This window comes from Prosthecobacter sp. (genome assembly GCF_044222565.1).
Classification (GTDB): Bacteria; Verrucomicrobiota; Verrucomicrobiia; order Verrucomicrobiales; family Verrucomicrobiaceae; genus Prosthecobacter.
In genome coordinates, this window is sequence record NZ_JBGANA010000001.1 from 235,350 (window position 1) to 258,599 (window position 23,250).

General features: G+C 60.6%; 10 protein-coding genes and 1 tRNA gene. 7 read left to right on the plus strand and 4 right to left on the minus strand.

Annotated features, from left to right (window positions below; translation table 11 throughout):
• Positions 1-41 precede the first annotated feature (41 nt).
• Positions 42-3,239 carry a PVC-type heme-binding CxxCH protein gene (locus ACILSR_RS00915; RefSeq protein WP_395747838.1) on the plus strand — a complete coding sequence of 1,066 codons (3,198 nt, stop codon included), beginning with the start codon at positions 42-44 and terminating at the stop codon, positions 3,237-3,239.
• Positions 3,240-3,294: 55 nt separating this feature from the next.
• Here ACILSR_RS00915 and ACILSR_RS00920 read toward each other — a convergent pair whose 3' ends face one another.
• Positions 3,295-4,098, minus strand: coding sequence for a hypothetical protein (locus ACILSR_RS00920; protein WP_395747839.1), 804 nt, complete (start codon positions 4,096-4,098; stop codon positions 3,295-3,297).
• Positions 4,099-4,107: 9 nt separating this feature from the next.
• Positions 4,108-6,756: a DEAD/DEAH box helicase gene (locus ACILSR_RS00925; RefSeq protein ID WP_395747840.1), complete on the minus strand. Its 2,649-nt coding sequence runs from the start codon at positions 6,754-6,756 to the stop codon at positions 4,108-4,110.
• 141 nt (positions 6,757-6,897) lie between these two features.
• Between ACILSR_RS00925 and ACILSR_RS00930 the strand changes: the two genes are divergently transcribed.
• From ACILSR_RS00930 to ACILSR_RS00955, 6 genes are all read left to right on the plus strand, one after another.
• Positions 6,898-10,422 (plus strand): DEAD/DEAH box helicase, encoded by a 3,525-nt coding sequence (locus ACILSR_RS00930; RefSeq protein ID WP_395747841.1) that lies wholly within the window; start codon positions 6,898-6,900, stop codon positions 10,420-10,422.
• A 65-nt stretch (positions 10,423-10,487) separates the two neighbouring features.
• Positions 10,488-10,563, plus strand: a tRNA-Ile gene (locus ACILSR_RS00935).
• 56 nt (positions 10,564-10,619) lie between these two features.
• A complete protein-coding gene (locus ACILSR_RS00940) occupies positions 10,620-15,680 on the plus strand; it encodes a DUF1800 family protein (protein WP_395747842.1) in 5,061 nt (1,686 codons plus the stop codon).
• A 74-nt stretch (positions 15,681-15,754) separates the two neighbouring features.
• Positions 15,755-17,143, plus strand: coding sequence for a DUF1501 domain-containing protein (locus ACILSR_RS00945; protein WP_395747843.1), 1,389 nt, complete (start codon positions 15,755-15,757; stop codon positions 17,141-17,143).
• Positions 17,144-17,148: 5 nt separating this feature from the next.
• Positions 17,149-17,757 (plus strand): hypothetical protein, encoded by a 609-nt coding sequence (locus tag ACILSR_RS00950; protein ID WP_395747844.1) that lies wholly within the window; start codon positions 17,149-17,151, stop codon positions 17,755-17,757.
• 115 nt (positions 17,758-17,872) lie between these two features.
• Entirely contained in the window at positions 17,873-20,404 is a 2,532-nt protein-coding gene (locus ACILSR_RS00955) for a protein kinase domain-containing protein (protein ID WP_395747845.1), read from the plus strand.
• Between the two features lie 23 nt (positions 20,405-20,427).
• Here the strand turns inward: ACILSR_RS00955 and ACILSR_RS00960 are convergent, their stop codons facing one another.
• Together ACILSR_RS00960 and ACILSR_RS00965 are read right to left on the minus strand one after the other, a co-directional pair.
• Positions 20,428-22,383, minus strand: a complete 1,956-nt coding sequence (locus tag ACILSR_RS00960) for a serine/threonine-protein kinase (protein WP_395747846.1) — start codon at positions 22,381-22,383, stop codon at positions 20,428-20,430.
• Between the two features lie 204 nt (positions 22,384-22,587).
• The gene (locus ACILSR_RS00965; RefSeq protein ID WP_395747847.1) at positions 22,588-23,124 is read right to left on the minus strand and encodes a hypothetical protein; all 537 of its coding nucleotides are present in this window, start codon (positions 23,122-23,124) and stop codon (positions 22,588-22,590) included.
• Positions 23,125-23,250: the final 126 nt, after the last annotated feature.

The window sequence follows — 23,250 nt, forward strand, 5'->3', positions numbered from 1 at the left end:
GATAAAAGAACTGCCTGTCCACGTTCCTTTGCATCTGCCTTATGACCAAGCCAGCCGCCTTCCTGCTTCCCCTCGCTCTCGCGCTTTTCGCACCCCATGCTGAAGCTCAAAACAAAAAGCCGTCCCGCAGTCCGGCCATGGCAATCAATCCGCTGGATGCGAAGAACACGGACACGGGGAAGCCGCCGCCCCCTGAAGACCCGGCACTGCTGAAGTACTACATGGAGGAAAAAACCGCGCCGCTGCCTCCCGTAACCAAGGCGGTGGAGACGACGCTGCCGCTTGCTCTTCAGAAGGGCGAACACGTGGTGTTCATTGGCAACACGCTGTTTGATCGCGGAGCACAGTTTCCGCATTTCGAGGCGATGCTGCTGAAGGGGCATGCGGACAAGCAGCTGGTGGTGCGCACGCTGGCGTGGGCGGCGGATGAAGTGGACCTGATGCCGAGGCCGACGAACTTTGGCACGTTGAACCAACACCTGCATGCGCAGAAGGCGGATGTGATCTTTGCGGCGTTTGGGTTCAATGAGTCGTTTGGCGGAGTGGAGAAACTGGCGGATTTCAAGCTGCGACTCACAGCGCTGGTGCAGGAGCTGAAGACGCATGCCTACAATGGGAAAACGGGACCTCGTGTGGTGCTGGTGTCTCCGATTGCGAATGAGAATGTGCCAGGGGTGCCGGCAGCAGACATGAACAATGCAAGTCTCGCCGCCTACACCAAAGCGATGGGCGAAGTGGCCGCCGCGGAGAAGGTGGGATTTGCGAATGTGTTTGAGGCGATGCTGCCGGGAATAAAGGGGCTGACCTTTAATGGCGTGCATCTGGAGGATGCGGGGTATGCTGTGTTTGGCGAGGCGCTGTATCGGGCGACGTTTGAAGTCAGCGCACCGGAAACCTCGCCGGAACTGCGTGCGGCCATTGCCGACAGAAACCGGCAGTTTTTCCAGCGCTACCGGCCGCTCAACGGCTTCTACTACACAGGCGACCGCAACAAGGACTACGGCTATCTCGATTTCCTGCCGGCGATGCGGAGCTTTGATGTGATGGTGGCGAACCGTGACGAGCGTGTGTGGGCCATCGCGCGGGGGCAGAGCTTTGCGGGCAAGAAGGTGGACGACTCGAATGTGCCTGAAATGCCCGAGACGAAGGAGAGCAAGGGCGCGAACGAGTGGATGACTCCAGCGAATGAACTTGCGGCCTTCAAGGTGGACCCGCGCTTTGAAGTGAACCTGTTCGCGAGCGAGGAGCAGTTTCCGGAGATCGCGAACCCCATTCAGATCCGCTGGGACACGCGGGGGCGCATGTGGGTAAGCACGTCTCAGGCGTATCCCCATCTCTATCCTGGGCAGGAGCCGCATGACCGGCTGATCATTCTGGAAGACACGAATAACGACGGGCGTGCCGACAAATCGACCGTGTGGGCGGACAGGCTGCACATTCCGCTGGCCTTTGAGTTTGGTGATGGCGGTGTGTATGTCTCGGATGAGCCGCACCTGACCTTTCTCAAAGACACAGATGGCGATGGCAAAGCGGACTTCTCACGCCAGGTGTTCACCGGATTCGGGACGGAGGATTCCCACCATGCTCTGCATGATTTTGTCTGGAGCCCGGATGGCGATCTCATCATCCGTGACTCGATCTTCCTGCACTCGCAGATTGAGACGGCCTACGGCCCGGTGCGGCTGGACAATTCCGGATGGTTCCGGCTGCGCACGAGTACGCAAAAGCTGGGCACCTTTGGCAGCTACCCAAGCACGAATCCGTGGGGAGTGACCTTTGATGACTGGGGGCATCATGTGGCCAGTCATCCCATTTTTGCCAGCGCCTTTCATGCGACGAATCCACCGTATCCGGAGCAGCATCCCAGCGCGGGGAAAATGCCAGCTTATTCCGGCACCTGCGGGCAGGAGTTTGTCGATTTCGATTTCTGGCCGCAGGAGCTGCAGGGCGGATTTATCAAGGCACGGTACAAGCCGACGAACAACATCGAGATGCATCAGTGGATCGAGATGGATGATCACTATGAAGAGAAGAAGCTGGGCGATCTCATCTTCTCCACCAATCTGAGCTTCATCCCCACGGATGTGAAGGTGGGCCCGCGCGGTGACTTCTACGTCTGCGACTGGTACAACCCGATCAAGGGCCATGCGCAGTACTCGCTGCGCGATCCACGCCGCCTGCGTACCAGCGGGCGCATCTGGCGCATTGTGCCGAAGGGAGCAAAGCTGGCGGAGGCGCCGGTGGTGGCGGGTGCGCCAGTCCCTGCGCTGCTGGAGCTTTTGAAGAGCCCGCACTACCGCTGGCGCTACCAGGCCAAGCGTGAGCTGCACGAACGTGACGGCGCCGAGGTCAAGGCTGCACTCGATGGCTGGGTGGCGAAGCTCGACACGAAGGATGCGCGGTTCCGGCATCATCAGCTCGAAGCGCTTTGGACTTATCGAACGATTGGCACTGAGAATGTGGCGCTGCTGACGGAATTGCTGAACTGTGAGGAGCATCATGCGCGCGCTGCTGCTACGACGCAGCTTCGCTACATCGACCTGCCAGAACGCATCGCTCTGCTGCGTGCCCGGGCGAATGATGACAACGGAATCGTCCGCATGGAGGCGGTCATTGCTGCGAGTTATATCGGAACGGCGGAGGCTTTGGATGCGGTGCTGGGCGTGCTCGACAAGCCGATGAGCGAGCATCTGACGTATGCGGTGCGCACATCCCTGGGCAGCGAGGCGCTTTCACGGCACTGGAAGGCGAATGAGAATGCCCAGATCACGGCGTTTATGAACGCCTTCGCGGCGAGCTACAAGCGCAGCTCGTTTGAGAAGAAAAAGACGGTGGAGGAAACGGCCTTCGACAAGCAGCCGGGCGTGGCCAAAGTCACCATCAACTGCGTGCGCGAGCGCATGCTGTTTGACAAAACGGAGTTCAGCGTGAAGGCAGGGCAGCCGGTGAGCCTTGTCTTTAACAATCCTGATGCGACGGCTCACAACCTGGCCATCTGCAAGCCGGGCAGCGCGGAGGAGATCGGGCTGGCGGGGAACGAAATGGCGAAGGACCCGGAAGGCATTAAAAAGGATTTCATTCCGGCAACGGACAAGATTCTGCATCACACGAAACTGCTGAATCCGAATGCCTCGGAGGTGCTGCGTTTCACTGCTCCGAAGGAGGCGGGGGATTATCCCTATGTCTGCACATTCCCGGGGCATTGGGTGATCATGCGCGGGGTGATGCACGTGAAGTGAGGTGGGGCAGTTGCAGCCCTCACTCAGGAAATCAGACGGGCCCGGAACGGTCCGATTATTGGCTGCGCTTTTTCGGAGTCTTCTTCACCGCCTTTTTTGCAGGAGCTTTTTTCCTGGCGGGTTTGGTTGCGACCGGAGGTGGTTCTTCGGCGGCGATGGCTGAGCCAAGGTCGATGCCGAAGATGGCGGAGAGGTCGGCTCCGGCGAGATCGCCTGACTCTGCAGAGAGATTCGTGAGCACGGAGCTGCTGGCATTGGAGAGGAGCTCGGCCTGATCCACTCCACGGAGGGTGAAGAGGAGTTCGGGCTTCGTGTCCAAAAGCACGCCTACACCATATAGCACCGCAGAGACGTGCTTGCACATGTCTGCATGGTCGGGACAGGAACAGTTAAAGCGGATTTCCTTTGGCTTTGGAAACAGACCGTCGTTTGGATCGGTAAGCACCTGCATGAGGCCATCGCCCAGCTTGCCGGCGAGGAGGTCGAGCATGGAACCCACCTGCCCCGCACTCGATTCCACGATGTGCTGCCACTGCTTTTTCGGCAACGGCAGGATGGTGATGCTGGTATCATAGAGTTCCGAACCCGCCACCACTGCCACAAGCTTTCCAGGCTCGATTTGCAAATCGTAAACCTTGCCCTGACGGAGGTAGCTGCGACCACGGGGCAGGCGCGTTTCATAGTCCTGATATGACTCCAGGTTTCGGCACCAGGCCTGGCCCCAGAAAGTGGTGCTCAGTTTTTTCTGACCTGCTGGAGCGGGCAGAGCCTCGAATTTTTCGCCACGCTTCTTCCGCTTCGCGATCTCGCGCTGCACGCGGGCTTTCTGCTCTTCCACATCTTGGTAGGACCACCACATGAGTGCCTTTTACACGACCGCTGCATTCACATCAAGCCTCACCAAGTCGAGAAGCTCCTCGGCGCCCATGTCGGTGATGAGTTTCTCGGCACCGCCCTCTCCGGTGATGAGGTCGTGGGCCAGGGTCATCTTCTCTTCGATCAACGCATCAATGCGTTCTTCGATGGTGCCCTGGCAGACGAATTTGTGGACCATGACGTTTTTCTTCTGTCCGATGCGGAAGGCGCGATCGGTGGCCTGATTTTCCACGGCGGGATTCCACCAGCGGTCAAAGTGGATGACGTGGCTGGCGGCGGTGAGAGTGAGCCCGGTGCCGCCGGCTTTGACGCTGATGACCATGAAGAGCGGACCGCCGGGCTGCTGGAAGGATTCCACGAGCTGCGGACGCTTCTTCACCGCTGTGCCGCCATGGAGGATGAGACCTTCGCGACCAAAGACGGTGGCGAGGAAACGGGCGAGGGGATCGCAGGTTTCCTGGAACTGGGTGAAGATGAGGGCGCGCTCACGGCGTTCGGCGAGCTCGCTGCAAATTTCCGCGAGGCGCGCGAATTTACCGCTGTCTTCCGGATTCCATGCGCCGTCGCCGTTCCAGTGGCTGGGGTGGTTGCAGATTTGTTTGAACTTGAGCAGGAAGCCGAGCACAAGGCCCTGGCGCTTGATGGGCTCCATCTCTTTGTCAGCGAGCATTTTGGCGAGCTGATCGACGAGCTTCGCATAGATGGTGGCCTGACGCTTGGTGAGGCCGCAGTATGCCTTGGTTTCAATCTTGTCGGGCAGATCCGTGATGATGCTGCGATCCGTCTTCATGCGGCGCAGGATGTAGGGCTGCACGAGTTTGCGCAGAGGTGCAAAACCGGTGCTGCTTTTGGCGCAGCTTTTTACCGCAGATGCGAAGGCGGCAGAGGCGCCGAGAAGGCCTGGATTGAGGAAATCAAAGAGGCTCCACAGATCGCCGGGGCGATTCTCCACCGGTGTACCGGTGAGGGCGATGCGAGCCGGAGCCTGCAGACGCTTCACGGCTCTGGTGCTGGCGCTGCCGGGGTTTTTGATGGCCTGGGCTTCATCGAGGATGACGAGGCTCCACGGATGGGCCTGCCATGATTCGGTGCGCTGGAGGAACTGATAAGTGGTGAGCATGGCGTCATACCCACGCAGGGCTGCGGCGGGCTGCTTCACTGCAAAGTCCAGCTCCTCGCGGGCGGTTTGTGAAGGATGCGCGATGAAGCATCTCAGTTCCGGAGCGAACTTCGCCATCTCGGCCTTCCAGTTGCCCACGAGCGAGGCGGGCACGACGAGAAGGCCTGGGGCTTTCCTGTCCTTTTGCCGCGCAAGCAGCAGCGCGATAACCTGCAGTGTTTTGCCAAGGCCCATGTCGTCCGCCAAACAAGCGCCGAGGCCGAGGCGGCTCATGAACTGGAGCCAGGAAAATCCTTTGAGCTGATAGGGGCGCAGGGTGGCCAGGAGATTGGGCGGCGGCGGCGATGCAACGGGATCGCGCATTTGCTGAAGAATTGCTGCCAGATTCTTGCCCGCGATGATGTCGCTCCAGTCATGCACCGTCTCTGCGTTTTCTTCCTCTACTGCCTGGAGGCGTGGATCAAAACCCGCGAGCAGACGCATGCCATCGAGAAAGCCGATGCCGCCTTCTCCCGCAGCATGCTGCACCCGTTCCCAGTGGGACATGACTTGCTGCAACTGGGCGCCATCGACTTCCACCCAGCGGCCGCGCAGGGAGACGAGGCCCGTGTCCGCGCTGAGCAGCTTTTCCCATTCGGCATCCGTGAGGGGTTCGCCGTCCATGCTGGCGGCGATTTTGAATTGCAACAGGGCACCGGCATGGAGGGAGGATTGCTTGGGGGCATCGATGGTCACCGAGACGGCGGGGCGCGGTCCTTTGCCGCTGCGCCACCAGTCTGGAAGCTTCATGACAATGCCGCTATCTTGAAAAACGGCGGTGTCGCGCAGGACGCGGAAGGCTTCCTGCGGCGACATGGCCATGGGCTGGAAGAGGCGCTTGGTCTCCAGCCACTCGCGCAGAAGCTTGGATTTCTCTGCCGCGGTGCGGACGGGGGCCAGGAGTGCGTTGAGGGCGGCCTGATCTTTCTGCCCGGCATAGAGCTGCAGGGCTCGCGCAAGGGGAAGGTGCTGGGGCTGGCCGGTGGCGCTGAGTTTTTCGGTGAAGGTGGCGAGAAAGGCGAAAGGGCGCTGAGTGTCCGTTTTATTCTCCGCGAGGTGAAAAGTCACACGACCGACGACATGCCATGCGGGGCACTCTTCGCGGAGCCACGCCTCAATGCCGTGCGCGGCGGACAGACTGGCGATGTGCTGTGCGAGATCGAGCCACCAGCGCTCCAGGACATCTGGGGTGAGGTATTCGGCGCCGGCGAAGGGCGGTGCCGTGGCAATGAAAGCTTCGCGTTCATTGAATACTGAGGTGGTCAGAGCATTCTTGGTCTGGCAAAGGCGGGTGAAGAACAAGCGGGCAAATTCGCGCAGCCATCTCCAGGGAGGATCGAGTTCGGCAGTGAGCAGATCTGTGCCCAGCACCCGCAAAGTGGCGGCGGGTGCGCCAGCGGCGGCGATCTTCCTGTCAGCAGAGGAGTCGGCCACGCCTTCGTGTGAAAGGAAACCTTCGGGAGTCAGGACGGGGGCAAACATGCAGTTGTGATTGGCGAGGATGCGCTGTCAAACAAGACTTTGCAGCGCGGAAATTCAGCATTCGTCGTTTCCCAAAAGCCACTCCCCGTGCTATCGCTCCGGTTCCCCCGCCGCAGCCCGGCGCGGGTCTTAACTCCGCGCATGACCAGCCTTATTTCCAATCTTCCCGTTCTGCTCCGCCCGTTCGACGCTCGCACCCGTCAGGAGGCCGAACGCCTCGTCGATGATGATGCAGTGAGGGGACTGGAACTATTGGAAGATGAAATGATGGCGGAGGTGCGGCTGGATGACCGCCCGGCCCAGGTGCGCTGGTTGCGTGGGGAGCACGGCTGGCATGGCGAAACAGATGTGGATGACGATCAGGAGCTGGAAGACCTGGCGCTGTGCACGACGCTGGTGGCAGTGCAACGCCGTGAGGCGCGGGGCACGCTGCCACTGCCGCCAGTGGAGGAGGAAGACTTTGAGCATCAGCTCACGGCCAAGCTGGAGCGGCCGCTGACTCCGGATGAAGAGAATTACCTGAGCAAGATGGAGAAGCGCTACGAGCGCGTGCGCCTGACGGGCAAGATTTTCGACCAGGACATGGTGCGTCTGCATCCGAAGTGGGCGATTCAGAGCCTGGAGCCGGTGGTGCTGTGGCCGGAAGCGCCAAAGTCCCTGCGTGAGTTTTGGAACTACATCGCGCTGGCGCTGGCAGACAAAGGACTGGCTGTGCCAGCTTTCCTGCGCGGGATGTCAGACATTGATGGTACGCGCGAAACGCTGCGTGAGTGGCGTCATGCCAGCACGGTGCCGACATGGCAGAAGCGCATCCGTGAATTCATTGACTCACGCCAGGACGACCGGAAAACGCACCGGCAACCGCCGCGCGTGTGCGATTTCCGCCTGCTGATCACGGTGAATGATGCGCGCCTGCAAATGCGCCTGGAAGGCGAGACGCCGTCTCCGTATGCCACAGTGGATGCGGCGCTGCTGGACAATCTGCGCCGCGATCATCGCGACGGGCGCATTGTGACCTCGGGCAGCTCCGAGCTGCTGTTTGTGTCGTGCCTGGCGCAGAGCGAGGAAGACTGGAATGATTCGTTCCGGCTGGAGTCCAAACATCATGCGCAATGGCTGGCCACTCTGTTTCAGCAGCCGGCGCTGCATGAGCGCATGATCACGCGTGACGAAGTGCCGTTTCAGCAGGTGATGGAATCCTTGCGCTGGGTGGCGCGACTGAGCGCCAACGGGCTGAATCTGACACTGCAACTCGAACTGGCCGATGGCACCCCCGCCCCGCTGCCACTGCGGATTCTGCGTGGCGTGCAGACTTTTTACCTGAGTTCGGAAACGCTGTTCCCCGGACCCGTATGGCTGCATGATGACTCGAGGCTGGACGCCGCCATCACGATGCCGCTGGAGGCGCTGGCCACGGCGGAGGGCATCTCCTTCATGCGTGAGATCGACATTCCGGTGCCGGACGCGATCAAGAGCCGCGTGCGGCATGAAGACCTGCATGTGAACATTTCCGCCGCCTGCCTGGCGAAGACCTCGCATTCCAGCGGGGCGGAGTTTGTGACGTTCAAAGCCGAAGCCGTCGATGGCGAAGGGCGCGTGCGTGAGACGCTGCGCTTTTCCGGCTGGCAGCCGGTGGATGAAAAAAAAACGGCTGAAAGCGACAGCGACGCCATCGTGTGCCGTGACCGCCGCGCCCTGAGGGATGCGGAGGAGCTGATGAACCAGCTGCGGCGGACGTGGGACATGGAGAACGACGCGTGGCGTGTGCGCATGGCGAAGGATTTCCCGGATGTGTTTCATGCCTGGGCCACAAAGCTGCCGGAGAACGTGAACCTCAAGACGGATGACAGCCTGAAGACCATCCTGGCCGATCCGCTGATCGCACGTGTGAGACTGGAGGCCACGCAGGCGGGGAGCATCGACTGGCTGGACCTGCGCGTGGTGTTTGACATTGACGGCATGGATTTGAAGCCTGCGGACATCCGCCGCCTGATCGCAGCGAAGGGAGACTTCGTGCGTCTGGCCGATGGCTCGTGGCGCCGAGTGAAGCTGGAGCTCAGCGAGGAACAGCAGGAGATGCTGGACCGGCTGGGCATCGACCTCAATGAGCACAGCGACGAGACGCATCGCCTGCACTGGCGCCAGCTGGCGCAGGAGAATGCGGCGGAGATCGTGAATCCGAAGGCTTGGGGGAAAATCGTGGAGCGCATGGAGGAGGCGAAGCTGGATGCACGGCCGCCAGTACCGGAGGGCCTGAATGTGACGCTGCGGCCGTACCAGGTGGATGGCTTCCATTTCCTGACCTACCTGACCTCAAACCGCTTCGGCGGCATCCTGGCGGATGACATGGGCCTGGGTAAAACGCTGCAGGCCATCACGTGGGTGCTGTGGCTGCGGTCGCGCAAGAAAGCAGACGGACCGCACCTGCCGGTGCTGGTAGTGTGTCCGAAATCGGTGCTGGATGTGTGGGCGCTGGAGTTTAAAAAAGGCTCACCTGATCTGCGCGTGCTGGTGCTGCATGAGAAGGATCTGTTTGATCTGAACCTGGTGATGACGCAGATCGATGTGGTGGTGATGAACTATGCGCAGATGCGCGGCTTTGATGGCGAACTTGCTGCGGTGCGCTGGCTGGCCGCGATTCTGGATGAAGGGCAGCAGATCAAGAATCCGGACTCGAAGGCCGCGAAGGCCGCGCGACAGATTCGTGCGGACAACCGCCTGGTGCTGACAGGTACGCCGCTGGAAAACCGGCTGCTCGACTTGTGGAGCCTCATGACTTTTGCCACTCCTGGAGCGCTGGGTGAGCGGGCGTACTTTCACCGTCATTTTGACCGCCGCAAAGATCCGCGTGCCTCGGAGCGACTGGCGGCAAGGCTGCGTCCCTTCCTGCTGCGACGCACAAAGTCGCAGGTGGCGCGTGACCTTCCCTCGCGCAGCGAAGAAAACTTGCTGAGCGAGATGAGCGGACGGCAGGCGGAGCTGTACAAGGAAGAGCTGGCACGTGCGCAGCTGATGGTGCTGAACAGCTCCGGCTTTGACATGGTGAACCGTCGCCGCTTCGCGATTCTTCAAGCGCTGACACGACTGCGGCAGATCTGCTGCCATCCGGGCCTGATCGACAAAACCGCGGAGAATGAGGAGAGCGCGAAGCTGACCTCCACGCTGGAGCTTATCCAGGAACTGCATGACGAAGGCCACAAGGTGCTGCTCTTCAGCCAGTTTGTCTCAATGCTGAAGATCATACGTACGAAGCTGGAGGAAATGAAGCTGCCGTATCACTGGCTCACGGGAGCGAGCACGGATCGTGCGGGCATCGTGAAAGCCTTCCAGGAAGATGAGAGCGCCAGCGTGTTTTTGCTTTCGCTCAAGGCGGGCGGCAGCGGTTTGAACCTGACTGCGGCGTCTTATGTCATTTTGTATGATCCGTGGTGGAATCCCGCGGTGGAGAACCAGGCGATTGACCGTGCGCACCGCATCGGCCAGACGCAGCCGGTGATGGCGTACCGCATGCTGACGAAGAACACGATCGAGGAAAAGATCATGACCTTGCAGCACAAAAAGAACCTGATGGTCAGCAATGTGCTGGGCGAAGGCGGGTTTACGAACCTGCTGCAGAAGGAGGATTTTGACTTCCTGTTTGATATTGAGGCGGAGAGGACGGTGTAGAAGGCGCGAGATCATCAGTTGCCGCGCCTCCGCTGCGGTGCATAATCGCACTCCTCCGTGCGCACGCTCCTGTAGCTCAACGGTTAGAGCAGGGGACTCATAATCCCTTGGTTGCGGGTTCGAATCCCACCGGGAGCACCACATTGAAACCAGCAAAGGGGGTGGAGATTTGTGAGGTTTTGTGGTAAATTTCCATAATGTCCGCCCTAGCCTACGGTCGTCTTTATCCAGTCCAGATTGCTGCGTTTTTATTGCTGCTTGGCTTTACCAGTTCATTGCAGGCGGGGTTTAGCACGCTGTGGATGCTAGGGGTGCAGGATGGGACGGCGAATGAGTTTGCGGCGGAAAGCTACAACAGCAATGCGCTGCCGGGGAGCGCGACGGTGAAGGATGATGACTATTATTTTGCGGGAACTTACCCGGCGCCGATCGGCGTGGTGGGAGTGAGTGAGAATGTGGGGACGAATTTTGAGCGGGCGATCACGGCGGGGGATCCGAATGAGCGGATGCATTTCAATCTAAGCGCGGCGCAGGCGGCGGGGACGGCGCGGTATCGGCTGACGTTTCACCTGATCTGGGGCGGGTGGTGGATTCCAGCGCAGGGAGTGGGTGGCAAGGGCTATGGCACGCATGAGGTCACGGTGAAAATGAACGGGGTGGTGGTGGGCACGAAAACCTTCACGCATGATGATGGCCTGGTGCTGTCCTTCGATGCGAGCCAGGTGAGCGCGGTGGCGGGAGAGAATGTGCTGGAGATTTCACGCACGGGCGGCACTCCGGATGCGTGGATCTCGTTTGATGATGTGGCGTTTGAAGTGAATCCGACGGCGCTGGTGGATGCGGACCATGACGGGATGCCGCAGTACTGGGAGGAAGAGCAGGGGCTGAATGACAGCGATGGCACGGATGCGGCCAAGGACGGTGACCACGATGGACTGACGAGCCTGCAGGAGTATCCGCTGGGGACCGATACGAACCAAGCGGACACGGACGGCGATGGGCTGAGTGACGGGGAGGAGACAAACACCTATCATACGAATGCGCTGGTGGCGGACACGGATGTGGATGGGGTGAGCGATGGTGATGAGGGCAAGGTGTACCATACGAATCCACTGATGACGGACACGGACGGGGACGGGGCGCCGGATGCGTGGGAACTGCGCACGGGGTATGATGCGAGCAGCAGCGCGAGCAAGCCGCCGGCTTTTCCGAATGCGATCGGCTTTCATTTCGCGACGGATCAAACGGCGAACAATGTGATCAAGCCGCTGGAGGTGACAGGGTATGCGCCGCAGATGAACTGGAATGAAACGAGGCTGATGACGCCATGGGGCGGGGTGAACGGGGATGTGACGGATGTGGCCTCCCCTGCCCTGGGCAAGCTGGTGGACAGTGCCGGGGCCAACACGAACGTGAACATCGCATGGACGGCGACGGGGATGTGGTACACGGGCAATGATGGCAGCAGCAACCAGCGGCTGCTGAACGCCTTTCTCAATGTGGGTGATGACACGCCGGTGAGCGTGACGCTGAGCAACATCGGCTTTGCGCATTATGATGTGATCGCCTACGTGGGTGCCTACACGGACGGCAATCATGGGTATGTGCGCCTGAATGATGATGCGGGAACGGACCGGCATTTCGTGGCGAATTCCACGCGGCCGCAGGCGGAGTTCAGCGAGCCGGGATTGTCCTCAGAGAGCCTGCCGTGGAAGGGCAATGTGGTGAGGTTTCGCAATCTGACGGCGGCGACGTGCAACGTAAAACTATACCGCTATGGCACTGATGGGGTGGCGCTGCATGCGATCCAGATCGTGAACGCGACGGCGGACACGGACGGGGATGCGATGGCGGACTGGTGGGAATTTCGATCCAAGCTGCGCGCTGATTTAGCAGATGCCGGACTGGATCCTGATGTGGACGGTGCGACGAATTTGCAGGAATGCCTGGCGAGCACGGACCCGCACAATGCGGACACAGATGGCGACGGGCTGAAGGATGGCGAGGAGATCAACACGTACCATACGAATCCGCTGCTGACTGACACGGATGGGGATGGACTGACGGACGGGGATGAGGTGAAGGTGGATCTCACGAACCCTCTGCTGGCGGATTCGGACGGGGATGGACGCACGGATGCGATGGAGCTGAAGATGGGGAGCGACCCGATGATGGCAGAGGCCGCGACGTATCTGATGCCGGTGATCACGACGGCACCGAGGGTGTTTGACTGGTCGCTGAACAATGTGCAGATCGTGTGGGATCACTCGCAGGGACAGACGGCGGTGGGGGGCTGGGAGGACAGCCTGTTTACGGCGGCGGTGACGAACTCGGTGGCTCCAGGCGGGGATTCGCTGCGGATGGGACTGCGCTTTACGGGAAACCGGGTGGCGCGCTATTTGTATTCGGGCTATGCGGGGGCATTCAGCTATTCGAACAATCCGACATCGGACATCTGGGACACGGACTGGAACTGGTATGTGCAGGATCTGCGCGCCGCGCTGGGCTTCAGCGGGCAGGGACGCATGGACATCTCCCAACGGCTGCGGTTCCGGGTGTATGGCACGAATGCGGGAAATGATCCGAATGCGTGGACGATGGCGTTTGAGATTCGGAACATGGACACGAACCAGGTGGTGGACAGTGTGACCTTCACGAACTGCTCGCTGGCAGCGAGTGCGCACAGTGGGGCGGCGACGTGGCAGGACAACACGGACCCGGGAGTGGCGAACAAGCTTTCGATCGACACGCGGCCCGGCATTCAGCTTTTCTTCCGCCCGGCGGCGCTGACGGATTCGGCGGCGTATGCGGCATACAAGGACACGGACAAGGATGGCATGACGGATGTGTGGGAGGACGGGCACGGGTTTAACAAGAACTCGGCTGCGGATGCGGCGCTGGATGCGGACAGTGATGCGCTGACGAATCTGCGGGAGTCGCTGCTGGGGACTGATCCGCATGTGGCCGACACGGATGGTGATACGGCGCCGGATGGCGTGGAGGTGGCGGCGGGATCCGACCCGCTGAATGCACTGAGCAAGCCACCGTATTACACAGGGCTGCCCGCGGGGATCAACGGGGTGGATTTGAACGGCAACGGGATCGCGGATGCGTTTGAGCAATGGTCGGGCAGCTTCGGGCTGCAAGGCGGACGGGACAGTGACGGGGATGGATTTACAGATGCGCAGGAGGCCACGGCGGGGACGAATCCGCTGGATGGGAAGTCGCGGCCGTGGGTGAACTTTTTGAACAGCAGCAGCGACTTCACCGTGAGGTGGGGACTGGCGGCGAACAAGCAGCACCAGGTGTGGCAAAGCACGGATCTGCTGAACTGGACGCCGGCCACGGGCACGCCTGCGATGGTGGGCAGTGAGATGCGGCAGACGTTTGCGAATGCGCTGAGCGGGCAGAAGAAGTTTTACCGGGTGGCGCTGAACGATGTGGACACGGATGGTGATGGAGTGAGCGACTGGCTGGAGATCAACGTGATGCATTCGGACCCGAACAGCGCGAACAGCCTGCATACCGCGGTGACGGTGACGACGATGGTGAGCGGGAGTCCGGTGACGACGACGATCAGCGGGGACTACTATGCGTACGTCGAGCGCTTCCAAGGGGGAAGTGTGAGCGGGGGCTTTGCAAGCAGTGACAGCGGCGCGAGCACGGGCAGCGGGATTTCGCGGGCGAATGCGGCGCAGTTTCTGACGCAGGCGACGTTTGGCCCCATACCGGCGGACATCGAGCGGGTGCAGGGCATCGGGTATGCAGCGTGGATCAGCGAGCAGATGGGCAAGACACCGACGCTGCACTCGACGTACATCCAGAAGATCAATGATGACGTGCAAGGGGCGCACACAGACACGACCTACAACACGAACGAGACCAGGCTGCTGTTTGGCAATAACATGATGACCGCCTTTGCGAGAGCCGCAGTGCAGGGAGATGACCAGCTAAGGCAGCGGGTGGCCTTTGCGCTGAGCCAGATCCTGGTGGCGTCCCGGCATGATGCGAACCTGACGGACAAGCCGATGGGGATGGCAAATTTTTATGACATCTTTGTGAAGAACGCCTTTGGCAACTATTACGATGTGCTGTGGAACGTGACGCTGCACCCGTGCATGGGGCGCTACCTGAGCCATGTGGGGAACCAGAAGGCGAAGCCGGAGATCAACCAATATCCGGACGAGAACTTTGCGCGTGAGGTGATGCAGCTTTTCAGCATCGGGCTGTGGGAGCTGAACAATGACGGCAGCCGAAAGGTGGATGGGAACGGGCAGAACATTCCGACCTACAGCAACACGGACATCACACAGACGGCGCGGGTGATGACGGGGCTGTGGTTTGGCGGGCGCGAGTGGGGCAATGGTGGTTGGACGGACCCTGACTACAGCACGCCGATGACGATGCACGCGGACTACCATGACTTTGCGCCAAAGACTCTGGTGCGCGGTTTTGTGGTGCCGCAACGACCGGCGACGAATGAGGATGCGTTGCGCGATGTGGCGGAGGCGATCCGCAATCTTTTCAATCATCCGAACTGCGCGCCATTCATCAGCAAGCAGCTGATTCAGTTTCTTGTGACGGACAATCCTTCGCCGGCGTACGTGCAGCGGGTGGCGGGCAAGTTTATCGACAACGGCAGCGGCGTGCGCGGCGACCTGGCGGCGGTGGTAAGCGCGATCCTGCTGGATGCAGAGGCGCGTGATCCGAGGTATGCGGAGAATGTGGCGTCCCATGGCAAGCTGAAGGAGCCGGTGATGCGCACGATGGCGCTGGCGAGGGCGTTTGGCATTCGTGACGTGCCGAACTTTGTGTGGTGGGACTGGGGTGACTTTTATGAGAGCACTCGGCAGGAGCCGACGAATTCGCCGAGTGTGTTCAACTTCTACCGGCCGGAATATCGGGCGGCAGGACTGCTGACGCAGAACAATCTGGCGGGGCCGGTGTTTCAGATCACGGACAGCTATTCGTCGATCTCCACGCCGAACAAGCTGTGGAGCATCATTGACGACGGCTTCCACATGTGGGGAGTGTATCATTTCCCGCTGGACTACACATGGGCGGCGGCGCTGGCGGGGACGCCGGAGGTGCTGGTGGATGAGCTGAACCTGATTTTCTGCGGCGGGCGCATGAGCGTGACAACTCGCGCGATCATTGTGAACGCGATCAATCAAATTCCTGCGGAGCAGGCCACCGCGCGGGCAAAGGTGGCCGTATATCTGACCACGGTATCGCCGGAGGGAGCCGTGATTAAGTGATGAAACCACCGTTTGCTGATGCTGACATGAAACAGAGCCGACGCCGATTTTTGGGGAGTGCGGGGTGTGCCGCGATGAGTTCCGTCTCAATGGCGAACATGATGCTGAACCTGCGGCTGGCGACGAGCGCGGCGGCGCAGAGTGCGCCAACCGACCGCAAGACGCTGGTGTGCATTTTCCTGAACGGGGGGATGGATTCCTTCAATGTGCTGGTGCCACGAGATGATGCGCGCTATGCCAACTATGGCACGTCGCGCGGCAATCTGGCGCTGGACCGGACGGCACTGAAGACGCTGAATCAGATCGCAGGAAGTGATGGGAATCTGTATGGACTGCACCCGAGCTGCGGAGGCTTTCAGGAGCTGTTCAACGGCATCGGTGGTGATACGAGCAAGAGGCGGCTGGCGATGATCTCGAACATCGGCACGCTGATTCAGCCGACGACGAAGGCGCAGTATCTGGCGGGGAACACGCCGCTGCCGCGTGCGCTTTTCTCCCATGCGGACCAGATTGACCAATGGCAGACCTCGGTTCCGCAGGGGATGGCGCAGGCGAGTGGATGGTTTGGACGTGCGGCGGACATACTGCACAGCACGGCCAACAGCGGTGCGACGGCGATGAACATATCGCTGAGCGGGAACAATCTGATTCAGGTGGGAAACAGCACGCAGCAGTTTGTGATCACGGATTCGGGGGCGCTGTCGCTTTCGAGTCCGACAGACAGTAATCCGGCGAATCCGGGGGCGTGGAAAAACAGCGGGCACCGTAGCCTGATCGCGCAGCATTACAGCAACCTGATGCAGGAGTCGTACTCACAGCTGACGAAGACGAGCATGGATTTGCAGGAGAATTTTCAGACAATCTTCCAGGCGTATGATGGCTCGGCGATCGCGCCGCTGTTTCCGGACAATTATTTTGCGGGGCAGATGCTGGCGGTGGCGAAGACCATCGCGATCCGGCAGTCACTGGGACTGCACCGGCAGACGATTTTTCTGAGCTTTGGCGGGTGGGATCATCATGGTGAGCTGCTGAGGGCGGAGGCTGGAATGCTGGCCACGCTGGATGGTGGACTGACGGCTTTTCAGAAAGCGATGGAAGCGCTGGGCATGCAGGATGAAGTGATCACCTTCACGGCTTCGGATTTTGGGCGCACTCTGAGAAGCAACGGTCGGGGCACGGACCACGCGTGGGGCGGCAACAATTTTGTGATGGGCGGACCAGTGCAGGGCGGCCGCATCTACGGGACGTTTCCGGACGTGACGCTGGAAAGCAATGACGACGTGGGCTACGGCGGGCGCATGATGCCCACGACGAGTGTGGACCAGTTTTTCGGCGAGCTGCTGCGGTGGTTTGGCGTTGGCGCTGGCGATTTGAGCTATGTGCTGCCGAACATTGCAAACTTCTATAATGTGAACTCGAGCACGCTGCCGATCGGATTTTTACGGCCTGGGACATGGAGCTAGAGACGATGAGCAAGCGGAGCTGGCAGCTATTCTTTGGAATCGTGGCGGCGATAGTCTGCATTGTCGATGCGGTGTGGTGGCTGTCGAAGCCGGGAACGAGTGCGGAAGAGAAGCGAGCCAGCAGGAGCACGGCGCCGGCGGCTCAAGTGGCAAGCAAGATGCCGGAGGTGGAAAAGGCGCCGGTGGGAGAAACTATTTTGCAGGGGTACGGCGCGGCGAACAGCTCGGTGCAGCAGGATCTGGCGTTGGTGTCTCATGTTCTGGAGAATTTTGCGCTGCTGGTGAAGGGGGATGATCCGCTGCCGCTGGGCGCGAACGAGGAAATCGCGGCGGCGCTTCGAGGCCGGAACCGCATGCGGCTCAAGTTTGTCCCGGAAACGAGCGCGATTTTTAATGCAAAGGGGCAGATTGTAGATCGGTGGGGTGTGCCGCTGTATTTTCATGCGGTGTCACATGACCGGGTGGAGATCCGGAGCGCGGGACCGGACAAGGTGATGTGGACTCTGGATGATGTGCAGAGGGAGAGTGACGGCACGTTTTTGAGCACGGAGGGAATGCAGGCGCCGAGCCTGCTGGAGGAGTCGCTGCAGCATAGGAAAGGCGGCAGGAAGTAACAAATCGCCCGGGAGAGGGTATGAAATAGAAATTTGACCCCGCTTCACAACGCTCTCTGATTTGTCCTCTGCAGAAACATCGTATGCAGACGCCCTCTCCCCCTCCTGCCCGCGCATGAGCGAACATCAGCCCAATCACATCACCTCCGCAGGATTGTTTGACCTGGCGATCGCCGACGTGACCGCGATCGATGAAATGCAGCAGGGATATGCGCAGAGTCCGGAGCAGGCGGGGCAGATGATCGGCGGGCGGTACATCCTGCGATCCGTGATTGGCGAAGGTGGCGCAGGGCAGGTGTGGTGGGCGGAGCAGACGGCGCCGGTCAAGCGAGAGGTGGCGATCAAAATAGTGCGGCCGGGCTTGCTGACGAAGCCGGTGTCAGCGCGGTTTGAGCGGGAGCACCAGGTGCTGGCGCGAATGGAGCATCCGCACATCGCGGCGGTGTTTGATGCGGGCGAGCTGCCGGATGGAAGAACCTATTTCGTGATGGAGAGGGTGCCAGGCGCGGCTGTCACTCAATGGTGCAAGGATAGGAACACGCCAGTGCGAGAGAGGCTGGAGATTTTTGTTCAGGCCTGCATGGCGGTGCAGCATGCGCATCAGCGTGGGATTTTGCACCGGGACCTGAAGCCTTCGAACGTGATGGTGGTGGAGGTGGATGGAAAACCGCTGGTGAAAGTGATCGACTTTGGGATCGCCAAAACCCTGGAGGGAGATCTGGCTTCAGGCAGGGACGCAACGCTATGCGGCATGCTGCTGGGTACGCCGCGCTACATGAGCCCGGAGCAGGCGGACCTGAGCGGGCAGGACGTGGACATCCGCACCGACGTGTATGCACTGGGAGTGCTGCTTTATGAAATGCTGACGGGCACAACGCCCATCCAGGGTGGCACGGGGGATGACCCGCCTCTGGTAGAAATACTGCAAAAAGTGCGGCAGGGTGACATCGAAAAGCCAAGCCAGCGCGTTCAGCATGGCAGCTCAGGACAGGGACGATCCGCTGCAGAAGTGAGGACACTCGCGCGCATGCTGCGGGGAGAGCTGGACTGGATCACATTGCGCGCCTTGCAAAAGGACCGTGAAGCACGCTACCCCACGGTGCTGAATCTTGCTGAAGACGTTCAGCGCTACCTGCGCAACGAGCCAGTCTCCGCGGGTCCGCCGGGACTCGCGTATCAGATGAAAAAGTGGCTGGTGCGGAATCGCACTGCCGTGGGTGCGGCAGCGGCGCTGGCGATCACTTTGACGGGTGGCATCGCGGCAACGTCATGGGCACTGGGCCGGGAAGAAAAACAACGCCAGGAGGTGCAGCGACAGATGCAGGATGCCCGCTCCAATGCCGAACTGGCGCAGCAGGTGAGCGCCCAGCTGCAGGACCTTCTGGACAATGCACGGAAGCATGTGGATGCGGGAATGAACACGCAGCTGCTGCGAAAGCTGGCAGATGAGTGCGCCGCGGGCATGCCGAGATTTGCCAAGCAGCCAAAGGCCGAGGCAGCCCTGGCGGCGCAGCTGGCGCGGCTGTATCTGGCGCTGGAGGAGCCCGCGCGCGCACAACCCTGGCTGCAGAGGTACTGGGAGCTTCTCACTCAGACGGAGGGCGAACATTCGCACGCAGCGCTGGATGCGCTTTACACCCTGGGGTGGAGGCAGATCGGCATGGGCGAGGCCAAAAAGGCGGTGGAAACACTGCGAAGGGCGCTGGCGGGCTACGAGCAACTGGCACGCACTGACTCCAGATTGGGCAAACAAATGCTGCGCGTGCGCAAGGAGCTGGCGCATGCCCTCTCGAGAAGCAGCCAGCATGAGGAGGCCGTGGCGCTGATGGCTGAAGTGATGAAGTCGCAGGAAGTCCTGGAACCAGCGGAGAGAGCGGTGTGGCTGCGAGATCAGGCCGAAATTTTAAGACACAGCGGGAAGCGGCACGAGGCGGCGGCAGTGCTGCAGCATGCCATCAAGACGCTGCCTGCGGGGAATGAGTTTGCAAATCAGCGGGTGTACCTGCTGACAATGATGGCGGACCTCACCCGAACACGAGAGGACCACGAGACGGCGCTGGCAGCGTCCGCCGACCGCCTGCATGCACTGGAAGAGCAGCCTGGGGCCGAGCATTCCAAGGTGCTAAATGCCTTAATTTCTCATGCCTTGTATTCGTGCAGGGTGCCTGACTGCCCGGGCGGAGAGGAGGCGGCCCGTCGCGCCCTGACGATGGCGCGATCTGCCGGACATGAATCTCGGCTGGCGGATGCATGGACGGCGCTGAGTGAAACGCTGCGCATGAAGCACCAGTACCGTGACTCTGAACAAGCGCTGCGAGAGGCCATCCAGGAAGTGGGCGAGACCAAGGCCGAGTCCTGGCGCCTGATGGAACTGCACCGCCGGCTGGGAGACCTGCTGACGTCCCGCAGCGATTTTGCAGAGGCTCTCACTGAGTATGAAACTGCAGCCGCAGGGTGGTTTGCCGCTCCCTCCTCAGGCAGAGCACCGGAAATGGAGCGGCTGATTTTCAGCAGTTTCATCAAGTTTTGGGAACTGGCTGCCGCAGCGAATTCGCCGGTGGCGGACGAGGCAAAGATGAGACACTGGCAGAGCAGGCTGCAGGAATGGGAGGCCGGACGAAAGGGAGCGGCAGCCGCAGCAGACTAAGAGCCACGGCTTGAGTCATCAGCTCAATCCCGATTGAAGAATCGGCCGATGGATTTGCCCGCACGCTGAAACAAGTTGGGCTCTTCCTGAGACTGCGGCCTCCTGCGGAAACCAGGCGAGCCACTGCCGCCACCACCGGAGGAAGGCGGCTTCCACTGGGGATCATCTGGTTTGTCGATCAAAGACATGGAGGCGAGAGTGGGGCCATCGAGCAGGCCATTGGGGACGAGGCCGTTTTTGGCCTGATAAAGGATGATGGCGTTGTGGGTGCCTTTACCTTCTTTCCCATCTTGAGTGGAGTTGTAGATGGATTTCTCCTTGAGCAAACCCTGGACATCATAAAGCAGATGGCGCCGGCCGCTTTCAGAGTAGGAGGCCTGGGGAGGAGTGGGGAAAATGACGGCCAGGGGCCAGAAGCCCTGGGGAGGTTCCGAGACAGGCGGCTGGACCATGGCACCAGGCGGCAGTGAAGCCGCCAAAGCTGGAGAAAGACCGTGCGTGGATGCTGGAGGTGCTCCTAGCACTGAAGCACCTGGAACAGTTGCAGGCGCAGCGGGCATGGCCACTGGAGCCGCAGGAGCAGGAGGAGTTCCCGGAAGAACCGGAACTGCTGCACCTGAACCTGCAGGCGTGGATGTGGGACCAGGTGCCACGGAAGCAACCATCGCCGGAGCGGCAGGTGCGGGAGCGGCGGGCACTGCCTCCGGAGCTGCGGGTGTCGAATTTGCCGGCGGAGGCTGAGACACAGGCGGCGGAGGCTTCGCTGCGGTAGCCACGGCCGCTGCGGGAGTCGCAGGCGGAGTTACAGCCGGGCCACGCATCGGCGGTGGCGGTGCTTCGGCCGGAGCAGGCGAGTTTCCGGCTACGGGTCTGCCCGGAGGAGGAGAAGGTGCAGCTCCCGGCGTGGTGAATTTGAAATAAAATGCGGCTCCGGCAGCCAGCACCGCCACCGCAGCAGCGGCATACACCGGGGTGTGACTCCGGCTTTGGACCGAAGGCTTGGACTTGGACTTGATGAATGTCTGCGTCGTGGCGTTGGTGTCCGAAAGGGATCCCGATCTCAGCCCAAGGAGTTCCAGAAGCTTGCCGGCGCTGGGCGGACGAAGGCCCGGATCTTTGTGGAGGCAGGCGGCGATGACGGCCTCCCATTCTTTTGGGATGGCGTCACTGGCCTTGATCTCCAGCTCCTCGCGGCGCTCGATCATGCTGGACGGAATTTTTGAGGTGAGCTGGGAAGGAATGTCTCCCCGGTAGAAAGGGGGCTTGCCGGAAAGCAGCTCGTAGATGGTGGCGCCCAGAGAGTAAACGTCATCGGTGGGGGCGGGACGCTCCCCCATGGCCTGCTGGGGACTCATGTAAGGCAGCGTGCCGCTGACGCTGAGCTGAGAAAACGACAGCCGCTGCATGGTGTCTGAAATGCTGCGGGCGATGCCGAAATCAGCGATCTTGGCGGAGGCATCATTGCTCATGGCCATGATGTTGGAAGGCTTGAGGTCGCGATGCACCACCTTCCGCTGGAAGTGCGCGTAATCGAGAGCATCGCACACCCCGGGCAGCCACTTGGCCACCTGCTCGGCGGTGAAGACTCCGTGGTCCGTCTCGGCACGCAGCTCGGAGAGCGTTTTTCCATCGACAAACTCCATGGAGATTGCGGCCTCGTCTTCATCGTCCACGAAATCATAAATACGGACGATGTTGGGATGGGAAAGTTCGAGACCGCGGCGGGTTTCGATTTTGAGCTCTTTGACCGCCGTCGGATCAAGACCGATCAGGCTGGGGAGAAATTTCAAAGCGACAGGACGCTCGAGCTTCAAGTCATCCGCCAGCCACACCACTCCCATGCCGCCACGTCCGAGGATGCGGGTCAGGCGGTAGCGGTTGAAGTAGGTGGCACCGGCGACCGGAGTGCGGACTTTGATCGTTTGATCAATATCATCAGCCGCAGTTGGCGCCTTGCTGCTGGAAGGGGGAGTGTCCATGGGTGAAGATAGAGCGAGACGCTATTTTATCTGTGAGAGCCGGGGTGTCATTTAACTTTTTTACTGTGTGCTCGCTGCTCAGACCGCAAAGTGCGCGGTTTTGTTGGAGGATTCACGGGATCCCCCCATTTTACCAGCATTCAAAAGTGCGCGTTTTCAGCCAGCCCCAGACCTGATTTCGGTCCGCCGACGGGCTGCAGCCACCTACTCGGCCGTCCAGGCAAAGACATTGTCCCCCCAGGTGGTTGGATCGCCGTCCTTTCCAGCATGCCAGACGAGCACGTCCTGCTGGACGTTTTTGTCCGGAGCGACGGGGCTGGGGATGCGGCCATCACCGTTGAAATCAAAGCTGACGAAGAAGCGCCCGGCCTTGAGTTCGAGCAGAGTTTTTGGAGAGAGTTCCCATGTTTTGAAATAGTTGACCTGGGCAGAATTCAGCCCTGCATCCGCGCCGCTGACGGCGGCCACCATGGCGTTGTCGATGGGAAAGGCCGTTTTTTCATCTGGTGCGGTGCCCGCGGGCAATGGAAAGCCGTGCTGGTGTGTGTGGAAATCGCGCAATGCGCTGATGATCTTGCGGCACTGGTCGCGCATGACCGAAGCTTCGGAATAATCTCCACGCGAGTGCTCAGGCGCAGGCGGCTGGCTGACAGGGGGGTCGCTGACCCGGGTGGTCTTGAGCGGGGGCGTCCACAGCAGGTAGAGCAGGAACAGGCAGCCTGCGGCAAAGATAAAAATCATGAACACAAGGAGAGGGCGCCTGCGGGGCGCGACGGCAGCGGTAGTTGGGACGGTGGTTTCCATGGACCGAAATAGCCAGCGCCTGCCAGACTGTGACGATCAGGAAAAGGACGTCACAGTGCTCAA

Excerpts from the sequence above, each read along its gene's own strand:
- ACILSR_RS00925 (WP_395747840.1), bottom strand. The coding sequence starts at position 6,756 with ATGTTTGCCCCCGTCCTGACTCCCGAAGGTTTCCTTTCACACGAAGGC.
- ACILSR_RS00920 (WP_395747839.1), bottom strand. The coding sequence starts at position 4,098 with ATGTGGTGGTCCTACCAAGATGTGGAAGAGCAGAAAGCCCGCGTGCAG.
- ACILSR_RS00940 (WP_395747842.1), top strand. The coding sequence starts at position 10,620 with ATGTCCGCCCTAGCCTACGGTCGTCTTTATCCAGTCCAGATTGCTGCG.
- ACILSR_RS00965 (WP_395747847.1), bottom strand. The coding sequence starts at position 23,124 with ATGATTTTTATCTTTGCCGCAGGCTGCCTGTTCCTGCTCTACCTGCTG.
- ACILSR_RS00960 (WP_395747846.1), bottom strand. The coding sequence starts at position 22,383 with ATGGACACTCCCCCTTCCAGCAGCAAGGCGCCAACTGCGGCTGATGAT.
- ACILSR_RS00945 (WP_395747843.1), top strand. The coding sequence starts at position 15,755 with ATGAGTTCCGTCTCAATGGCGAACATGATGCTGAACCTGCGGCTGGCG.
- ACILSR_RS00915 (WP_395747838.1), top strand. The coding sequence starts at position 42 with ATGACCAAGCCAGCCGCCTTCCTGCTTCCCCTCGCTCTCGCGCTTTTC.
- ACILSR_RS00950 (WP_395747844.1), top strand. The coding sequence starts at position 17,149 with ATGAGCAAGCGGAGCTGGCAGCTATTCTTTGGAATCGTGGCGGCGATA.
- ACILSR_RS00930 (WP_395747841.1), top strand. The coding sequence starts at position 6,898 with ATGACCAGCCTTATTTCCAATCTTCCCGTTCTGCTCCGCCCGTTCGAC.
- ACILSR_RS00955 (WP_395747845.1), top strand. The coding sequence starts at position 17,873 with ATGAGCGAACATCAGCCCAATCACATCACCTCCGCAGGATTGTTTGAC.